Origin of the sequence: uncultured Campylobacter sp., from assembly GCF_937921625.1 — a bacterium.
Classification (GTDB): domain Bacteria; phylum Campylobacterota; class Campylobacteria; order Campylobacterales; family Campylobacteraceae; genus Campylobacter_B.
The window spans coordinates 1-19,893 of record NZ_CAKZTI010000039.1; the positions used below are offsets into that span (position 1 = coordinate 1).

Sequence of the window (19,893 nt, forward strand, 5' to 3'; positions counted from 1 at the left end):
GTAGGGCAGAATTTTGTGATTTTACGCAGAATTTTGCTAGTAAAAATTTTTGCCCGTCTCCTCTAGGCTAATCGGATACTGCCCGGTACCCAGCGAAACCGATTGGTTTTTTGATTTATTTTGCAGGCGGCGTCCATAAATTTTTATTCCAAAGCTCCGCGCCCGAAATTCCTTTAATTCTAATCCAAGCGATAAGTTCTAAAATTTCAGATAAAAGGATTACCGTAAGTGCGGCATAGCGGGCAGGTGCGCTGCCATACCACGACTGATCGACGTGTAGTATTTTAAAAAGTTTAGGAAGCGCTCCCCAAATTAAAGTTATCACGGCGCAAATATAGAAAATTTTGCTTCCGCTTGCCTTGCCGAGCAAGTATAGTGTGGCGACCCGCTTCCAAAGAACGATGAGTGCCAGCATAATATTTGCGGTGCTCCAAAGAGCTATGATTTGAGATTTTCCGATCTCGAATATATGCTCCAAGCCTGCATAAAGCGCACCCATTACGCAATAAAAGGCTCCTTCGAAGGAGTTGCCGTTTTGCTGCAGAGCGTAATCCCAGATATCAAGACCGATATAATTTAGCGAATAACATAGCATCGCGCCCAGCAAAGCGGCATATATCACGTAGGCAAAAAACATAGCGCGATACGTGTTAAAGACTTTGCTAGCGGAGATATCTGAGATCATTTTGGTCGCGGAGAGCTTAAAGCTCATTGAAGTAAAAATCACGGCGACGATTGCGGTCGCGGCGGCGAAAAATCCTCTCATCGTAATATCATGCAAAAGCTCACAACAAGCCCAAATGATCAGGTAGCAGCAGATCGATAAAACGCTAGAGGTTATGCCGCGAAATTTTATGGCGTTTAAAGTATCGCGCTTCATTTTTTGCCTTTAGATTTTTAAAATTTTATGGCGGATTATACTTGCGGGGTTTGAAATTTAAATAAATTTTAGAAACCCCGCGTTGCCAAATTTTAAAATTTCGCGCCGTAAGATCGCAAAATTCTGTCTCACAAAAGCTCCGTGATAAAAAATTTGCGGCAAATTCTACATCCAAAGCGTTGCGCTATAAAGCCTAAATTTAGGCGGATTGCTCTATAATTCATAATTTCATTTTGCCTTTCCGGTGTATCTTATGCAAAGCAGCCGATTTATAGCTTATCTATCGGCGTTTAGATCGCGGGCGAGTATGCGAATATGAAGTTTATAATGGATTTGGAGAATAGATGCTTTTTAACTCATATGAATTTATATTTGCATTTTTACCAATAACATTTTTTATATATTTTTTCCTAAACAAAAGACGTTTAAGCGAGCTGTCAAAGGGATTTTTAGTCGCTTCATCGCTATTTTTTTACGCTTGGTGGAACATCGCGTATCTGCCTATAATCTTATGTTCGATGATATTTAATTATTGTTTCGGAATGGAGCTAAATAAAAGTGATGCAAAAATTTCAAAAAAGGCGATCTTGATTGTCGCAATAGCTGCAAATTTAGCGCTACTTGGATATTTTAAGTACTCGGACTTTTTGATCGATAATTTAAATTTTGCCTTTAATCTGCACATTCATAGTTTAAATTTACTCCTTCCGCTTGCAATTTCGTTTTTTACGTTTCAGCAGATCGCCTATCTAGTAGATTCATATAACGGGGGGGGCACTAAAGAATATAATTTTTTAAATTATTGCCTCTTTGTTACATTTTTTCCGCAGCTCATAGCGGGTCCAATCGTTCATCACAAGGAGGTTATGCCGCAGTTTGACAATCTTAAAAATAAAGTGCCAAATTATAAAAACATTGCTCTTGGACTTTTTGTATTTTCTTTAGGTCTATTTAAAAAAGTTCTCATCGCCGACACCTTCGCCGTTTGGGCGAGCAACGGCTTTGATAAGGCTGAAATTTTATCGCTAATAGAAGCGTGGGCGACCAGCCTCTCATATACCTTTCAGCTTTATTTCGATTTTAGCGGGTATTGCGATATGGCAATCGGAGCAGCACTTCTTTTTAATATCAAGCTTCCGATAAATTTTAATTCGCCGTATAAGGCTAGCGACATACAAGACTTCTGGCGCAGATGGCATATTACGCTAAGTAGGTTTTTACGCGATTATGTTTATATACCGCTGGGCGGTAACCGCAAGGGTAGGGCGAGGACATATTTAAATTTAATGCTCACCTTTATAATAGGCGGCATTTGGCATGGGGCAGGCTGGACTTTTATATTTTGGGGGTTTTTACACGGATTGGCACTCATGATTCATAGATTTTGGCATAATTTAGGCTTTAGAATGAATAAAGTTCTAGCTTGGTTTATAACCTTTAACTTCGTAAATATTACCTGGGTGTTTTTTAGAGCTAAAGATTGGAGCGATGCGATAAAAGTATTAAAAGGAATGTGCGGGATGAGCGGTGTGGTGTTACCGGATCCGCTCAGACATATTTTTAAATTTTTGCAGCATTTTAACGTAGAATTCGGAGGATACCTGATTCATATCGGAGGCAGACGCGATAGCATAATATGGCTATTAGTGGGATTTATCTTAATTCTATGCTGCAAGAATTCTATGCAGCTGCTCAACTCGCGTAAAGTAGAGAAATTTTATATCGTAGCAGTTGCATTTTTGCTTCTTACGGCTTTATCAAATTTAAACACCGTATCGGAATTTTTATATTTTAATTTTTAGGAGATAGAGTGAGTTACAAAACTAAACTTAAATTTCTATTTTTAATACTCATCTGCTTCATCGCATATCACGCACTAATGTGGTTTTGCATAACAAAAGATATTTTTGATAGAAACGATGGTATGATGATAGGCGATCTCGGCAGGTTGTCGTATAAGATAAGCTCGTATTTTCCTAGAAAAACGGCAGTAACCCTACCTAGAACTCATGATATTTTAGACTCAGATTTTAAAATAAAACAGGTGGATGTAATAACCATAGGCGATAGCTTTTCTAACGGCGGTGGGGGCGGACTAAACCCGTATTATCAGGACTATATCCAAAGCGATAAGAATCTTACGGTTTTAAATATTCCGCTAATCAACGAAAACTATTACAAAACGCTATTTTCGCTCATAAATTCCGATCTATTGGAAAAATTAAAGCCAAAATACATCATACTGGAATCTATCGAAAGACGAGCGGTGGATAGATTTGCCTTTGATTTGGATAAATTTAAAAACGAAAGATCAAATTTAATAGCTCAAAAACGCGCCTCATCATATCTGCAAACCCCAAAGCCATTTTTTATAAACACGCTCAATTACAATAGTATTTTATATCGCATAGCTTACCGATTCAACGATCATGCCTTTTTATCAAAAGTGTATTATCTGAAGCTAGACGGGGATTTCTTTACCTCCAAAGATCAAAGCGGGTTATTGTTTTATTATGAAGATCTATATGGACTAGATAAATCAAATGCCGAAAATATCGCAGCGCTAAATAGAAATTTAAATGAAATACAGAAGCTCTTAGATGAATCAGGCATAAAACTATATTTTATGCCGATGGTGGATAAATACGATCTGTATTACGATCATATTTTGGATAAGAAATATGGGAAGAGCAGCTTTTTTGAGCTGCTTCGTGGTGAGAGCAAGCAATATATATTCATAGATACTAAAGAAATTCTAAGCGAGCTGATAAAAAGCGGCGTAAAGGACGTGTATTTTTCCGACGATACACATATGAGTACTATGGCGCTGAAAGAGATCATAGACAATATGGAATTTTAATTTAATTAATACTGATTTAAATTTCACGGCACCCGGCAGACTGGAGTAGTTATAAGAAAAATAGATTGTTTCTTTGATAAGACGGAATTAACTTGTTTCAGAATTTTCACTGTTTTTATAAGGTCACGCAAGGGCGATTGTTTTTGATCCTAGCCTAAGCGATCAATCCTAAAGCCTCAGTTAAAATAGGCATTAGAATGGCTATATTAAATAAAAATGCAGTATCGTCATTAACCAAACGATAATAGTTTTTTGTCCAAGAATCTGATAAAATCTGAAAATGTGCTATAAAGGTTGAATTCCGAAAGAGGGCAAATAATCAATCTGCGAGTAAACGTAGGGCAATTTGGCTTTTACGCTAGTAAATTATGAAATTTTTTATTTTATCCTGCGCGACGTGTTCTATATCATAAAGTAAATTGACTTTAAATTTAAAAGCTAAATGGAACGATAAGCAAGGCAGAATAAAACCTAATGATAGAAAATTTACATTTAATCTTTGGGTTCTTTAGGAGAGATATACGATAAATAGTATTGAGAAGCGCTACAATCCCTATAGTCTTAGATATCTTATATTGAAAACTATAATTTTCAAACTTTTGGTAATCTCCCGAATCCACAAGCTTGTAAAAGTTATGATATAATTCAGTCTCACAACTGATAAAGAAGTAAAGGCTATCAATGCCCGGTAGCAATGAGTATCCCTTTGCTTCTTTGTCTGAAGCTTCCATTTTATCCCCCTATTCTTGCTTAGCCTTTTGTAATTCTATCTGCTCTCGCTCAAAATCAACGAGTTTCTGAGCCGTAGAAGCCAAAAGCTGATATAAATCATTAAACGTTAGGTTCTCGCCTTTAAAAAGCGTCTTAGCGTCCTCTAAAACGCTCTTAATCATATTCTGAATAAATGCAGATTTAGACATATTGAGATTTTTGCAATACCTATCGAGGTCATCGATAAGTTTTGCGTCCATACGCAGCATTAAATTCCTTTTCGGAGCTCTTTTCATTTCCTTAAATCCTTTCTATGTAAAATTTATAAGGATTTTAGCATAGATAAGCAAATAAGAAACTTAAAAAGATAAGGGGTATTTTTGATAATAGTTTATCAAAACATAGGCGTAAAATCGTGCGAAACTTAAGAGGTGCCGCAAAGTGCCGTGTAATGGTAGTTTGCTAAAGCATAGAACTGCATAATTATACGAGTAGCAGGGGGTGTATTACTAAGGACACCCCTTAAACGAAAAACTTAAATAATTTCGACTGAAATAATCGACCGATAGCTATCAATGACTTAAGATTTATTTAAGCATTAATTATAACCAAAACTTAAATTATTTAAATCATCGATAATATTTACAAAAATTATACAAGTATCGGTAATAGTTACAGAAATTTTAAAATAATTGGGGGTCTGCCTCTGCGCCGCTCGTCCTCTCGCGGCTAATCGGCAGCCCGCCATATTAACAATTTTTTACCTTTTTTCAATCCGCCCAAATTTTAATATTATTTTTGCTAGATCTGTCAAGACCAAGCATAAAACAAAACACTCATAAATTTTAATCAGACAAGCGGTGTATGAGTGTTTTGTTTTATGTCCTGCGGAGTCTTGACAGAACGCAAAAAAATATTATTTGGTGCGTATGTGAAAAAAGGTAAAAACTGCATAATTATGCAAGGAAATCCCCTATATACTTCAAATCCCAACCATTTTCTTTGGCTTTCTGCAAGTATTTTATCATCTGACGCTTATGCCACTTCTCGCAGCCCACTTTAGAGCGCACGACGGTCATACGGTGAGGCAATGGAGCATCATACTCTAAACAACCAGCAACAACGCCAATCTTATCAAAATCACAATAATTCATAATATCAAGCCAAAGAGGATGCTCCTTTAACCTAGACAAATTCCGACTTTCCTTATATTTGCGTATCTTTGCCACATCATCACCATAAAAGCTAAGGTTAGAAAACGTATTGCCAAATAAGCCCCTATAAAACGAAAATAGACTCGTGAGGGTTCTGACTCCACAACTCATTAAATAATCTCTTTTAAGCGTAAATTCTGCGTTCCAAATAGGCTTTTCAAAGTCAAAGCCGTTTTGCAATAAATACTCTTTCTTGACTTGAGACGACAAAGTATCTAAACTCTTTTCAATCTCAAGCTTTTTATTATAAATTTTAAAATACAAAACGCTGTTTCTTGAGCCTAAATACAGAGTTTCAAGACCTAGACGGCTATTAATCTCAAAAATCTCGTGTCCTTTGCAACATTCTTCAGACACGTAAAATCTACCTGAAAAACATTCAGGCTTGCATTTTGAAAAATCATAACCGCCGATAAAACAATTAATATCTACCCTACTTGGATACATCGTCATAAAATTAGCAGTAAGACCAAATGCAGATTTCAGAATATCTAATATCTTACCAATCGTGGACTTTATGCCATAGCTATAAATAGCCTCTCCATAAAGCTGAATATAGACATTATGAATGTGTTTCTGCTGCTCGGGATTTTTAAAAATAGCAGAACAGAGCTTAACGCAATCAGGGCTAGACAACTCGAACTTATGCCCAATAACGCCGTTTTGCTTTGAACTAGTCTTACACACGTAAGATAAACTATAATTTTCAAGTAAAAATCTAATATGAAATTAACGTATAATTATATGAATAATTTCATGTATTTTTGACGCATTTGGTGTTTTTATCAATGGTTTTTATTAGAAGAATTTTTACATAAATCTATATTCAATAATTTATCTGTGACTTCAAATGAAATCAGTAGGACAAATGTGTTTTCTGTAAGAATCAAAATAGATGATATTTGAATTGGGTGGAAATGAAATTCTGCTTATGGCAAGAGCAAGAGTTTAAATTTGAAATATGAGAAGCTATCGCGCCAAGATGAGTGCCCTCTTTTATTCAATAACCAGGCGCATCAGATACATATCTTCGCCGTCGATCACGCTGATTTCGGAGCTTTTGCAGCGCGGGCAAGAAAAGTCGTTCTGCGTCAAATCCCCGCTAAAACCGCAGTTTTTACATTTTACGACGATTTCTTGGGTATGGATGATGAGATCCGCATTTTCGCAGACGGTACCTGCGCGAAAGACTTCGTAGCAGTTTTGCAAATAATGCGCTTCCACGCCGCTTAGCCGCCCTATTTTTACGTGCAGTTCCCTTATCTGCGGACTTTTTGCGATAGGTGTATCACAAAGCGTCTGCGGATTTGCATCCAAATTTTTATAAAAATCACCGTTTTTGCTGTTCGAGTCCGTATCCGCAACGCCCGTATTTTCGGTATTCTCGGTGCCTATGTTGGTATTTGCGAAATCCGTATTTTCATTGGCGGTATTGGCGATGTTACAGCGATTTTTATCGCCTTGCTGCGCCGCGCCTTTTTTCTTTGCTATTTCGGCGTTTAGCGCCTTTTCGCATAGCGCCACAATATCCGCTACGATCGATAGTTCATGCATTTTTACCTCTAAATTTTACGATCTCGCCGTATTTTGTGCGAAATTTTGTTGTAAATTTAAAAACGCGCCCTGAAATTTAGGCTTAAATTTGCACGCAAATTTAACAAATTCTCGGCAGCAACTCGCCCTTTGGAAGTTCCAAAAATCGCTGTGAGCCGTATGCATTTTGCAAAATCACTCGCCCTTTTGCCGCATGCGGAGTTTGAAATTGCTCCGCCCTATTTTCTGACGCCGCGTCCATGTCGCTTACGCCCGTAAATTCGCCCTGCACGCTAAGCTTCGGCGTCAAAGTGCCGCTGAATTCGCCTTTGTCGCGCCCTATTTCGCATACTTCGCCGATGATTGCGGCGTTCGCGTTAAATTCGCGCAGTATCTCAAGCGCCCGATCCGCCTCGGCGTCATCTTCTACGATCGCCACGAAAGTTCCTTCATTTGCGAGCTCGTACGGCTCAAAGCCCAGCAGCTCGCACACGCCAACTACTTCGTCGCTGATTTTGATATCCTCTTCACGCACCAAAAATTCAAGCCCGCTAGAGCTTGCGAATTCGTTCAAAACCGCGCTAAGCCCGCCGCGCGTCGCATCTCGCATCGCTTGGATCTTTACGCCTTGCAAGATCAGCTTTTCTACCGCAGCGCAAAGCGGTTTGCAGTCGCTTCGCAGCTCGCTGCTTAGCGCAATCTCGTCGCGCGCCGCGAGTATCACCGCCCCGTGCCGCCCGATGTCGCCGCTAAGCAGGATTTTTGCGCCCACTTTGATATTTTGCACGCGCGCAGGTCGCAAAACACGGCCGATGCCGCTAGTGTTGATGAAAATTTTATCGCATTTGCCGCGCGGCACGACCTTCGTATCTCCGCAAACGATACGAACGCCGCAGCTTCGCGCGGTGCTCGCCATCGAGTCCAGGATGCGTCGCAGCTCGCTTAAGCTAAGCCCCTCCTCGATGATGAGTGCGCAGCTTAAAAACAGCGGCTTGGCGCCCACCATCGCAAGGTCGTTGACGGTGCCGCAAACGGCGATCTTGCCGATATCGCCGCCATTAAAAAATAGCGGTGTGACGACGAAACTATCGGTGCTGAAAGCTAGCTCGCCGCCGAGATTCGCCGCCGAATTCAAAGCAGAGCTCGGCTCTGCACGATCAAAACTAGCCCCGGCATCTAAATTTAAATTTAGTATCGCGCTGTCGTTGTTCGCGCGTAAAATTTCATTATCAAATGCCGCAAAGATCGTCTCGTTGATGAGCCTATTCATCTCCTCGCCGCCGCCGCCGTGGCTTAAAAGTATAGTTTCGTTCAAATTTTTCCTTTTCACTCGGTTTTAAATTTATAAGCCCGTATTTTTGCAGCCGAACAAGCCGCGCCGCTACGGCGCCGCGTAAAATTTTAAATTAAATTTTAGCCCGATGTTTTCGATTCGGTTAAAATTTTAAAGCATGACTTGTTTTTAAAATTTACGCTCTGCGATACCGCGCGCAAAATTTAGCCCGCGTTTTTGACGTCGCCGTATTTATAGTACGCCGCGCATGCGCCTTCGCTTGAGACCATGCACGATCCTATCGGGTTTTGAGGCGTGCAGTGCTTGCCGAAAACCTTGCAATCATAGGGGCTTTTTTTGCCGCGTAAAATTTCGCCGCAGATACAGGCCTTGCTCTCGGGAGCGCTCTGTACGCTGCAATCAAACTGCACCCTGGCATCCAGCGCCGCGTACTGCGGGCGCAACTTCATGCCGCTTTTTGGAATTTCGCCGAGCCCTCGCCACGGAAAACCGCAAATTTCAAAATATTTATCTATTAAATCTTGTGCTTTTTGGTTGCCACCCTCTTTTACGACGCGCTCGTATTCATTGAAAACCTCGTAGGTGCCGGCGTTTTGCTGCTCGACCAAATTCAGCACGCCCGCCATTATATCAAGCGGCTCAAATCCGCTTACGGCGATCGGTTTTTTGTAATCCCGCGCAATGCTCTCGTAGGCTTTCGCGCCGGTGATTACACTTACGTGGCTAGGCCCCAAAAACGCGTCTATTTGCACGTCTGCGTCGTCTAAGATCGCTCGCACGGGCGCGGGCACCGTTACGTGGTTGATGTGAAAAAAGAGATTTTTTAGCCTCAGGCTTAGCGCCTTATCGATCAGCACGGCGCTCATCGGCGTCGTCGTCTCAAAGCCGATCGCAAAAAATATCACCGTTTTTTGCGGATTTTCCTGCGCGATCTTTATGCAATCAAGCGGGCTATAAAGTGCCCTGATGTCGTGCCCCTCGCCGCGCAGCTTCTGTAAGCTGGTGCGAGAGCCGGGCACGCGAAGCATGTCTGCTAGAGTGCAAAAGATACTCTGCGGCATCGCGGCGAGTTTGATAGCCTCATCGATGCGACTGCGCGGCATCACGCATACCGGACAGCCCGGACCGTGGATAAATTTTATATTTTTGCCGACCAGGCTCGGAAGGCCGAATTTCATGATCGAGTGCGTGTGTCCGCCGCAAATCTCCATAATGTTTAGTGGCTTTTTGCTTTTAGAAATTATCAGCTTGCTAAGCGCTAAAATCAGCTCCTTATCCCTAAAATCCTTGATTAGATCCATTATTTACCTTAAATTTTATGGGTTTGCAAGTCGCTTTAGTTTTCTGCGCCGGTTCGCGGCTCTATGCTTTCATACACGGAGCTCTCTTCCGCCCTCATCTGCTTTGCGATTTGCTCGTAAATTTCGATACTCTCCTTCGCTCGCTGCGTATCGATCTTCTCCATCGCAAAGCCAACGTGGATCAGCACATATTCCCCGACCGCCGCGGGCTCGGGGAGCAGATCCAAGCTCACGCCGCGGCGCACGCCCAGAGTCTCCACGGTCGCGAAATTATTTTCGTCGATTGAGATAATTTTTGAAGGGATTGAAAGACACATTAACGAAATTCCTTCTTGTATTGTAGGAATTTCAGCCATTTCTCCACGCCTTCGCCGCTTTTGCTATCAAGCGCGATGACGTCGGCTTTCGGATTGAGTTTGTGTACCTCGCGCACCACCTCCTCCATATCGAAGTCAAAATGCGGTAGCAGCGCGGTTTTAGTGATTACGACGCAGTCTGCGCGGCGAAATATCACGGGGTATTTTGCGATTTTGTCGCTGCCCTCGGGCACGCTTAGAAGCACTACGTTTAGGTGCGCGCCTACGTCGAATGCTGCAGGACAGACGAGGTTACCGACGTTTTCTATAAAAACCAGATCTAAATTTTTAGTATCGATATGATGAAGCCCCTCGTGAACCATAAAGGCGTCCAGATGGCAGGTCTCGCCGGTGCTGATCTGATGCGCCTGTGCGCCCGCTTTTATGATGCGATCGGCGTCGCGGTTGGTCTCTAAATCGCCCTCGATGACGCCGATTTTAAATTTGCCGCTTTTGATAGTCGCCTCAAGTAGCGTCGTCTTGCCGCTACCTGGGCTACTCATCAAATTTAGACATAAAATTTTATCCTCGTCAAAATGGGCTCTGTTGTGAGCGGCCTCCTCGTCGTTGGCGTTTAAAATTTTACTCATCACCTCAATCGTCTTGGCGTCATTAATAGCGGCATTTGCGTGGATGTGATCGTGCGCGTCGTGCTCGTGATCGACCCCCGCCTCATGCATATGGGCGTGGGAGTGGACGGTGCCGTCCGCGTGGGTGTGGACATGCTCGTGTGTCATATCTGCGTGCGAATGGGCGCCCGCTTCGTGAGTGTGGCCGATGGAACAGCCGCAATCTTTACACATTTTTTCTCCTTGGATAATAAATTTTGCGCGTAAAATACCACGTTTTTGCTTTAAATGGCGTAAATTTTATATCTAGATGCGAAATCTTATGAAATTTAATAGCACTTGAAATTTATGCGCTTCGGTTTTATCTAAATTTCATGCGTTGTTTGCGAAGGCTCGCCGCAAAATTTTAAAGCTCGCGAGTAAAGCGCTGCTTTAAATTTAATCGCCTGTTCACAGATTGCAGAGCCCGCGCTGCAAATTTAGACCTCGCAGCTCGTAACGGCTCAAAATAAACTAAAGATCGCCGTAGACGGGAGCGCGAAATTCAGGGCTTGCGAGCGGATTTTATCCCGGTGCTCTACAATCTCGCGCGTGCTCTCCGGCGTGCCAAACATTAACGAGGCAGTCGTTTCATATCGATTTTACGCTAATTCAGCTTTACAAATACGGCACGAAAGCGGTGCTTTATAAAATTTAGTCGCGAGCTGCTGCGCCGGTTTCGTGCCTGTGTGTAAATTTAAACCCGCAGCAAGAATGCTTTTTGATTAAAATTTATAAAATTTGCGCTTTCGTTTGCCGCGTAAATTTAAACAAATTTTATTTGCACGCCTTGCGCAGCTACCCCACCCGAATTCGCTACTTGACCTCAAAATCGCGCTGCACAACTCGCAAAAAAAGTCGCGCAGCCGCTGCGTTTAAATTTAAAAGCACGTAAAATTTAGCCCGACGCGCTGTTTTCAAAAACGTGCAAAAGCCCTACGCCTCGGTGATGACCGCATTTACGAGCTTGGAAAATTTCACCCCTTTTAGCGCGCCGATTTTGGCGCTGAGCCGCTCGATCTTTGAAATTTTATCCCGCATCGTGATCTCCTCGAAGCAGTGGCGCTCGTCGATGTGGAAGTGGCTGGTGCTGACGATGGTGACGTTTGCGTGGTGCTCGATCTCTACGAGCTGCTCGATCAGATCGCTTTGGTGATGATCGTAAGCGATGCAAAGCACGCCCACGCAGTCGTCCTCGCCATCTCCGTGAAGTACGCCCTCGACCATCTTTTCGCGTATGAGATCGCGGATAAACTCGCTGCGGCTTAGGTATTGCTTGGCGCGCACCATCTCATCGAGATCCTCAAAAAGCTTCGTCGGCAGCGAAATGCTAAATCTTACGGCGCTCTCTTTTTCCTCTTTTTTCATAGCTCCCCTCATTTCGCGTATTTTGAATGTAATTTTACCGAAATTCCGCTCAAATAGTAAGAATTTTGCGCTAATTTGGCTTATTCTTTAAAATTTAAAGCTCCAAAGCATCGTGCGTATTTTGAAATTTTGCTCGCGATTTCGCGTTGTATTTTAGTGCTAGCGCGATGAAATTTACCGGTGCTACGTTATTAAATTCTACCGCGAGCTTGCGTCCATATTTTAAGAATCAGGCGCTAAATAGCGTCTTAGCTTGGGATTTGCGCAGTATCTAGCCACGCTCTGCGATGGAATCTTGCGTCGATCGCCATGGCGGCAAGACGTAAATTTGTTCGCTGATTTTGCGATTTTAGAAAAGCTAGCCTCGGTGGATTTTATCGCCCGTAGCGTTAGAATTTACGCAAAGAGCAGGCAGGGCGCAGAGCCATCAAATTTAGCGGCGAGATGAAACTAATAAATTTTATAAAGAGCGAGCTTAACGGCTATAATTGCGTTTTTTTGTGGACAAGTTTAGCGCGAAATTTCGCTTAAATATGCCGCGAGCTGCCCGTATGCGATGCCGCTGTCGTTGCAAGGAATGGCGCGATTTAGATGAAATTTTATCCCTCGCGCGCGCAGCTTTTCGCACGTAAGATTTAGAAGCGTCGCGTTTTGAAAGACCCCGCCGCTTAGCGCGACCTCGAGCCCGAAGCCCTCCGCAAACTCTGCGATGAAGTTTGCGATGGCGTTTATAAATTTCGTCGCAGCCAAGCGCGGCTCATCGCTCAAAGCCTGCAAAAACGCCTCTTTGTAATCGATAACATAACATTCGCCCTCAAGGCTCGGCGCGCAAGCTTTGTTTTGCGGGATTTGATTCGCATCGGCGACGTTTTTGCTTTCAGAATTTATTAAATTTAGGGCGGGCGCTTGCTTTATAGAATTTGCGGCGACGTTTGTATTCTTTTCACCGCCGCCTACGATGTTTTCAGCCGCTCGCTCAAGCCAGTCTTTGCTTGCCGTATCGCCCTCAAGCTTTTTAAAATCGCCTTGCAACGCGCAGCTATTTTTCATACCGCTATGATTTTGCGCATTTAAACCGCCCTGCCCCGCTTCGCGCTGTGTTTCGTGCCGCAAATCATCGATGCCCCGCTGCTGTGAAGCGCAATACGACGCGTTTTGGGTAAAATTTTCGCCCGCTTTTTTCAGCCTAAATTTATAGCTCTGCTCGCAGCCCTGGATGTATAGATTTTCAAGTCGCATGCCCGCCTCGCCGTCGAAGCTGACGGCTCGTAGATCGCAAATGACCGCTGCAAACGCGTCGAATAGCCGCCCTAGCGAGCTTGAGCGGACGGCACGCGGCGCGATTTTTTCTAAATTTGCCACTTCGCTCACGCTAAATTTTGCCAAAAACTCGCGCGCAGCGCCCTTTGCGTTAAATTTAAACACGAGCGCAAGCGCAAGCTTGTAGATATTTTTTATCGCATTCTCGCCGCCGATAAGCGCGATCTCGTCGAATTTTGCCACGCGATTAAAGCCGAACTCGTTAAAAATCATCACTTCGCCGCCCCAGATCGTGCCGTCCGTACCGTAGCCGGTGCCGTCGAAGCAAAAGCCGAGGTATTTTTTGCCGCTGCTTAGCAGCTCATTTTGCGCCAGATTCGACACCAGATGCGCGAAATGGTGCTGGTAGCGGATCACGGGGTATCCGCGCTGCTCAAAAAATCGCGTGTGCGAAAACTGCGGGTGCAGATCCGCGATGACGGCGTCGAACTTCAGCTCGTAGGCGTGCACGAACATATTCAAAAGCGCGAAAAATCGCTCATTCGTGGCGACGTTTTTAAGATCACCGATGTAGGGCGAGATGAAAATTTGCCCGTCTTTGTAGATCGCAAACTGATTTTTAAGCTCCGCTCCGAGCGCTAGGAAAGTGCCTTTGAGATGGAATTTGCTAGGGAAAATTTTTGGGTTCATTCCGCGAGATGTTCGCAAAAACAACGCACGATCTAAAGCGTCCGCTTCGGCAGAAAGATTTGTGTAGTTCGTTAAATTTGCAGTGCTAGCAGATTTTGCGGCATCTGCGAGATTTGTGGAATTTATAGAATTCGTAGTACTTGCAGAATTCGCTAGACCTGCGCCGTGGGCGGATTTCGTTTCGCAGTTAGAATTTATTTCGGCGGCGGAATTTGCGTCATTTTGATTTTTTTGAGGCGCCGAATTTACGGCGTGGCAGCTAGTTTCTGAGGTGAAATTTGCGGCGTCGTAACTTGTATCCGTATCGGAAGGTCTTTGCGAGTTCTCTAAATTTTGCTCGCCCGCAAAATTTTCCTTAAAATTTTGCGGCGCGATAAGGGTTTGAGAGGTTGCAGAATTAGCCGCAAAATTCTGCGCTAAGATTAAATTTAGCGCGGAATTTTCGGTCTTGGCGCAGGTTGAAAGCGACGCGAAAATTTTGCTCGAATTGCAAGCCGTTTTTGAATCAGGTGCCGAAGTTCGCGCTTCAAACTGCGGTAAAAAGGCTATACTATCGTCGCTGGGCGTTAAAATTTCGCGGTCGTTATCCAGGTAAAACGAGATGACGCCGCCCAGCTTCGCGCGCAACTCCTCGCTGCTAAAAATAATGGGCTCGCCGCTGATATTGGCGCTTGTGGCGACGATCGGGCGATCAAAGTATTCAAAAAGCAGCAGATGCACGCCGGTATTTGCGAGAAAAATGCCGATTTTATTAAGGTTCGGCGCCACGCTTGGAGCGATAAAAATCGCGCCTGCTCTAAAAATCGCCGAAAAGCTTGCGGGCAAACGCACGAAATCGCTGCTGCTATCGGAATGGGCGCCGCACGCGTCCGCCGTGCACGCCTGTGCAGAGCATGAACCTTGCAAATTTATCGTCTGTTGCGGACTCGGCTCGCTCACCGAGCGCTGCAAGTCCACCCCATCCTCAGCATGTCGCAAGCCCTGCATATTCGCCGAATTTTGCGAAATAGACTCGTCCGTCGCAAACCAAGAATCAGACTCATTTGCCACGCATTGCAAAGCCGCCTTATCTGCAGTATTTTGCAAGTCCTGCTCACACGCCCCACGTCGCGAGTTCGTCCTATCCGCGGCATATTGCAAACTCGAAGTATTCGCAGAGTTTCGCGAAACGGGCTCGCTCGCCGCAGGCCGCAAATCAGATATCTTCGTTGAGAGTTGTAAATTTTGCTCGTCCGCATGCCAAGAATCGGGCGATACGTATCGCAGCTCTCTGCCATTTGCCGCAAATTGCGATTTTAGCTCGTTAATCGTAGCTTGCGCCTCGCTTACTGCTTGCGGCGAGTTCAAATTTTTAGCCGCGCACTGCAAATCAGACTCATCGTACGCGCGCTCTAGCTCGTTTACTGCACACTGCGAGTCGTCTGCTGCTAACATATCGCAGGCGAAATTACGGTGCGTCGTTTTGCTAAAAATTTGCGCACTATGTAACCCGTCCTGCTCTGCACAATCTTCAGCGCCTTGCGTGCTAAATTTTTGCTCCACAGAATTTCGTAAATTTCGTAGCTCAGAGCCCTGCCATTGCGCCGATTCTTCTTGCTCACCCGCAAATCTCGGCGATATAGGATTTTTGCCTTGCGCCTTTAAATTTTGCGTGCCGAAATCCGCCGCAAAGCCCGTCAGCGTGCGCCAAACAAACTCACGCTTTTTTAAAATCACGATCGGCTTGACATTGCAATCTATCAGCGCCTCTTCCTCTGCGCTTAAGCTAGCTGCGCGCCATGCCTGCGCTGCGTCGCGACACATGATCGCAAAGGGCTTGCTCGGGCGTTTTTTGAGCATTCGCAGCATGCGTACCGCGCGCTCGTTCGTCGCATCGCAAACGATATGAAAGCCGCCCATCCCTTTGATCGCACCGATCTGTCCACGCCGCAAAAGCTCCGCCGTGCGCGCTATCGCCTCCTCGCCGCTTGATAAAATTTCACCGCCCGTGCCGCATAAAAACAGCTGCGGACCGCAGTGTGGGCAGGAGATCGGCTCGGCGTGATAGCGGCGCGTGAGCGGGTCTGTGTATTCGCCGCGGCAGAACTCGCACATCTCAAACGCCCTCATCGTGGTGTTTGCGCGGTCGTACGGCAACGCGGCGATGATGCTAAGGCGAGGGCCGCAATCCGTGCAGTTGATAAATGGGTAGTGAAAGCGCGGATTTTGGGGGTCGTAAAACTCTTTTTTGCACTGATCGCAGATCGCAAAATCGGGCAAAATCGGGTTAAATTTACGCCCCTCCTTGGATTGCGCGATCTTAAAATCAGTAAAATTCTGCGTAAAATCTTGCGTATTTAGATCGGTGCGGATAATTTTATCGATTCGACAAAGCGGCGGCGCTTCACTGCGAAGGCGCTGCTCGAAAATTTTTAAAATTTCGGCTTCGCGCGGATCTTGCTCGGTACTTTGCGAATCGTGTTTAAAGCTCTGTAAGTCCCGCTTCGCATCTTGCAAGTCGCGCTTAATATTTTGCAAGCCTTGCGACGATTCATTCTGCGACATACCGCGCTGCTGCGACGAATTTTGCACGATAAAATTTTGATCCGACGAAGCGGGCAAGATGGAGCCCTGCTCGTTTAGATCGGTCTTGAATAGGTTTGGTAAAAATTTCTCACTCGCCGCGGCTTGCAAATCTCTCGTCAAATCATGTGGCAAGCTCGTCAAATCAGACACACCAGCTAAACCATTCGCCAAATCGCGCGACAAGCCGGTCAAATCATTTGGCAAGCTCGGCGCGCTCTGCGGCGAAAAGGGGCTCTCGTTTAAATTTGAACTTGCAAAATTTTGTGATGAGTTCGCGGCTTTGTTAGAATCCGCCTCGGTAGAATTTAAAGACCGAGCAGCCGATAACGATACTTTCTGTGCTTGAATTTTGTTAGAATTTGGCTCATCTAAATTTAAAGGGGCGGAATTTTTATCAATCGAGCCTTTTTGCGGCTCGGAAAGGTCTGCGCAAACGATGATTTTAACGCCCTCGCCGTCGTTATAAACCTCGCCTTTCAGCCCCAAATCCACGGCGAGCTTGTAGACGAACGGGCGAAATCCTACCCCCTGAACTGCTCCGAAAACCTCAAATTTAGCCGCTTTCATACACATGCTTTCATAAATTGCGCGACGCCGGAGCTGTTTTGCGAGCAAAATGCGCTCGCGGCGGGCGGACAAAGCGTTCCGGACGCTGCAAAATGTGCTCTAAATTTAATAAAATTCGTTCCTTCACGCTCGCGCCCCTTGCCGCTTTTTTAAAATTTCGCGCGATCTCATCTGCGTTAAATTTAGCCCGTATGGCGCGGCTATCGGCACTGCAATGCCCGCGCAACTTGCTGTTTTGCGGATAAGGTTTTGAAGCTTTGCCGAAAATTCGCATATACACCCGATCTAGCGAGCTTGAAGCGCGAAGCTGTCGCTAAAGCTCGCGTCAAAATTTTTGCAAAGCTTAAGCATTAAATCTGCGAACTTGCGCCCGCTAAACATCGCGCCACCGAAGATCAAAACGTCAAAATCCTCTTTGCGCTCATCCGCCAGATCGCTTAAAAAATAGCCCAAACTATCGAAAAATCCGAACGCAAACAGCTTTTCATTGGCGCCTGCGAGTGCATAGCTCATCGCCGAGCGCAAAATTTTATCCGCTTGCACGCAGCCACGCTCATCAGTGCAAAAATCGAGTCGCACCCCTTTGCCGCCCGCAAAATCCTCCGCAGCCGCTATCAAAAACGCCGCATCGCGCCCCCAGATAAGCTGTGCGGCGACGCTAAAGATGGTGTGAAATCCCGCGTTTGCACTTTTTAAAATTTCATCGATTTTTGCGACGTTTACGCTAAATTTGGCGTTAAAATTTTCAAGCAGCTTCGCGCCCGTTTCGTCCGCGCAAATTTGCGCCTTAAGCTCGTCGAAGCTGCGCGGCAGATCAAATTTAAGCAGAATTTTTTTAGAGCTTTCGCCGTAAATTGCGATCTCGTCGTCCGTGCCCACGCCCAAAAAGCAGCGCAAAACGCGTTTTTTGGAATCATTCAAAACCCCCTTCTCGCGGCACGTAAGCGCAAAAAGAGCGGAGTTTTTGTCGTTTGAGTTTTTCAGATAAGAGCTTGCGGCGTCGCTTAAAAAGTCCTCGTTTTGCACGATCAAAAAGCCGTTTTGCAGCGGCGAGATCTTAAAAATTTTATCTTTTTGCGCCGCATTTTCACATTTTGCGCTTAAAAAATAGATCTCGTCGCTTGCCAAAGCGCGTCCCAGCGCAAACACGAATATGTCGCCCGCAAGCTTTACGTCAAAAAATTTAGGCGCGTCCTCGTGATTTTTTCTAAAGATCGCATTAGTTTTTAGGCTTATGAGCGGCTTTTCGAAGGCTGCGAGCGCAATTTTGCTCTTTTCGTCGCTCGCAAAAATCCCATCCAGCGCGCCCACTCCCGCGGCTATCAAAAAATCGGCGCTAAAATCCACGTCCGCTTTGAGCGTGAAAGTTGCACCGCCGCGCTCGATCTGCACCTGCCTTGCGTGCAGCAAGTTTAGGCGGCAAAGCTCCAGCAAGCGAGCGAAATTTTCCCTGCTTACCGCTTCAAATTTACCGTCATGAAGCACGCTGGCGCCGCTTATTATCCCGAATTCGTTTTGAGATGGCTCGGCGCGAGCGAGGTATTCTTTCATCACTCGCGGAGTGAAGTTATTAAATTTAGCCGCGCTATGGGCATTTGAAATTTCATCCTCTAAAAATTTGCTTAAATCGCCCAAGGAGGCATCTTCAAACGTGCCGTTAAATTTCAGCGCTTTTGCTTCGGCGCCGTCCTCGCCCACCACGCGCACGGAGGATTTTGCCAAAAATATGGAGTTTGGAATCAGAGGCATCGCCTCGTCGCTAAATTTTAAAATTTCATCCTCGCCGCCGCGCACGAAAAGGCTTATTAAGTTCGCCTCTTTTTTCAGGCAAAACTCCAGCGTGCTTTTACGAGCATAAAACAGCAAGAAGTGCGCTATCAGCGCATTTTCATTAAGGTAGTTAAACTCATATGCTACTATCATCTCGCCCCTTTTTTGCAAATCGATCCGCTATATCTTGGGCGCTGAGATCGGCGATTTTTTCATGCGCAAAACCAAGATCCGATAAGTACTTAAGCGCCGTTTTTTCCATGATTTTTGAGGACTCTAAAATCACGGAGCTTAGCTTAAAGCTTGCTTCCTCGATGCGCTGCGGCACGACCGCTAGAATTTTAACGTGAGGCAGATCGCCGCAAAGATCCATCATCTGCAGAGTTTGAAGCATTTCGATCTCGTGCGCCGAGCCGCTCCAGCTGATCTGCTTAGGCATTGCGTCGTAGTCGAAAAAATACACCTCGCCGCTCTTTGCACCCTCCGCGTCTATGCAATCGATCAGCAAAATTTCATCAAATTCCGCCATCGTAGGCATCAAAAAGCTAGCCAGCGTCCCGCCGTCGATAAAGCTGATCTGATCCGCGCTGTTGCTCGGCGCGGCGGAATTTTCGGCAATAAGATTCGCATTAATAGAGCTTTGCGCTGCGGAATTTATTACGAAATTTTGCGAAGTAAAATTTGAAGCGGAATCCTGCTCGGCAGAATTTTCTGAAGTAGAATTTCGGTCTAAATTTACTGTCGTGAAATTTTGCTTAAAGATAAAATTCTCATCCATAGAATTTCGCAAGGAGTCGCGCTCTATGGAATTTTGCGAGGTAGAATTTTGTATCGCAGAGACTTGGGCGGAATTTTGAGTAGAATTCTGCGCCGCGAAATCCTCGCCCGCCTTAGAATTTCGTGCGGCGGCTTTAGG

Annotated in this window: 14 protein-coding genes and 2 pseudogenes; 2 read left to right on the top strand and 14 right to left on the bottom strand. The window is 45.1% G+C overall.

Going from position 1 to position 19,893, the window contains the following annotated elements; all coding sequences use genetic code 11:
- Positions 1-115: 115 nt before the first annotated feature.
- Positions 116-880 (bottom strand): hypothetical protein, encoded by a 765-nt coding sequence (locus Q0101_RS06450; protein ID WP_297943423.1) that lies wholly within the window; start codon positions 878-880, stop codon positions 116-118.
- Between the two features lie 344 nt (positions 881-1,224).
- On the opposite strand from Q0101_RS06450, the gene Q0101_RS06455 reads away from it, so the two are divergent.
- Positions 1,225-2,682, top strand: coding sequence for an MBOAT family protein (locus Q0101_RS06455; protein WP_297943425.1), 1,458 nt, complete (start codon positions 1,225-1,227; stop codon positions 2,680-2,682).
- Between the two features lie 8 nt (positions 2,683-2,690).
- Positions 2,691-3,740, top strand: a complete 1,050-nt coding sequence (locus Q0101_RS06460) for a hypothetical protein (protein WP_297943427.1) — start codon at positions 2,691-2,693, stop codon at positions 3,738-3,740.
- Positions 3,741-4,480: 740 nt separating this feature from the next.
- On the opposite strand, the gene Q0101_RS06465 is transcribed toward Q0101_RS06460, so the two are convergent.
- The 13 genes and pseudogenes from Q0101_RS06465 to Q0101_RS06525 form a co-directional block, all read right to left on the bottom strand.
- Positions 4,481-4,747, bottom strand: coding sequence for a hypothetical protein (locus tag Q0101_RS06465; RefSeq protein WP_297943429.1), 267 nt, complete (start codon positions 4,745-4,747; stop codon positions 4,481-4,483).
- 660 nt (positions 4,748-5,407) lie between these two features.
- Entirely contained in the window at positions 5,408-6,301 is an 894-nt protein-coding gene (locus tag Q0101_RS06470; protein ID WP_297943431.1) for a hypothetical protein, read from the bottom strand.
- Between the two features lie 360 nt (positions 6,302-6,661).
- On the bottom strand, positions 6,662-7,219 hold the full coding sequence (locus Q0101_RS06475; protein WP_297943433.1) for a hydrogenase maturation nickel metallochaperone HypA: 558 nt from the start codon (positions 7,217-7,219) through the stop codon (positions 6,662-6,664).
- Between the two features lie 100 nt (positions 7,220-7,319).
- Positions 7,320-8,513, bottom strand: a complete 1,194-nt coding sequence (gene hypE / locus Q0101_RS06480) for a hydrogenase expression/formation protein HypE (RefSeq protein ID WP_297943435.1) — start codon at positions 8,511-8,513, stop codon at positions 7,320-7,322.
- A gap of 182 nt (positions 8,514-8,695) precedes the next feature.
- A complete protein-coding gene (gene hypD / locus Q0101_RS06485) occupies positions 8,696-9,793 on the bottom strand; it encodes a hydrogenase formation protein HypD (protein ID WP_297943437.1) in 1,098 nt (365 codons plus the stop codon).
- Positions 9,794-9,828: 35 nt separating this feature from the next.
- Entirely contained in the window at positions 9,829-10,110 is a 282-nt protein-coding gene (locus tag Q0101_RS06490; protein ID WP_297943439.1) for a HypC/HybG/HupF family hydrogenase formation chaperone, read from the bottom strand.
- Positions 10,110-10,952, bottom strand: a complete 843-nt coding sequence (gene hypB / locus Q0101_RS06495; protein WP_297943441.1) for a hydrogenase nickel incorporation protein HypB — start codon at positions 10,950-10,952, stop codon at positions 10,110-10,112. Before hypB ends, Q0101_RS06490 begins: the two co-directional genes overlap by 1 nt.
- A gap of 741 nt (positions 10,953-11,693) precedes the next feature.
- On the bottom strand, positions 11,694-12,125 hold the full coding sequence (gene nikR, locus Q0101_RS06500) for a nickel-responsive transcriptional regulator NikR (RefSeq protein ID WP_297943443.1): 432 nt from the start codon (positions 12,123-12,125) through the stop codon (positions 11,694-11,696).
- A gap of 510 nt (positions 12,126-12,635) precedes the next feature.
- A complete protein-coding gene (locus Q0101_RS06505) occupies positions 12,636-14,075 on the bottom strand; it encodes a hypothetical protein (protein ID WP_297943516.1) in 1,440 nt (479 codons plus the stop codon).
- A 543-nt stretch (positions 14,076-14,618) separates the two neighbouring features.
- Positions 14,619-15,509: pseudogene (locus Q0101_RS10720) on the bottom strand (Sua5/YciO/YrdC/YwlC family protein); the annotation flags it as partial.
- Between the two features lie 276 nt (positions 15,510-15,785).
- Positions 15,786-17,213, bottom strand: a pseudogene (locus tag Q0101_RS06515) (Sua5/YciO/YrdC/YwlC family protein); the annotation flags it as partial.
- Between the two features lie 279 nt (positions 17,214-17,492).
- Complete coding sequence (locus tag Q0101_RS06520) at positions 17,493-19,130, bottom strand: hypothetical protein (protein ID WP_297943445.1); 1,638 nt, start codon at positions 19,128-19,130, stop codon at positions 17,493-17,495.
- Positions 19,114-19,755 carry a hydrogenase maturation protease gene (locus Q0101_RS06525; protein ID WP_297943519.1) on the bottom strand — a complete coding sequence of 214 codons (642 nt, stop codon included), beginning with the start codon at positions 19,753-19,755 and terminating at the stop codon, positions 19,114-19,116. The genes Q0101_RS06520 and Q0101_RS06525 overlap by 17 nt, the downstream gene beginning before the upstream one ends.
- Positions 19,756-19,893: the final 138 nt, after the last annotated feature.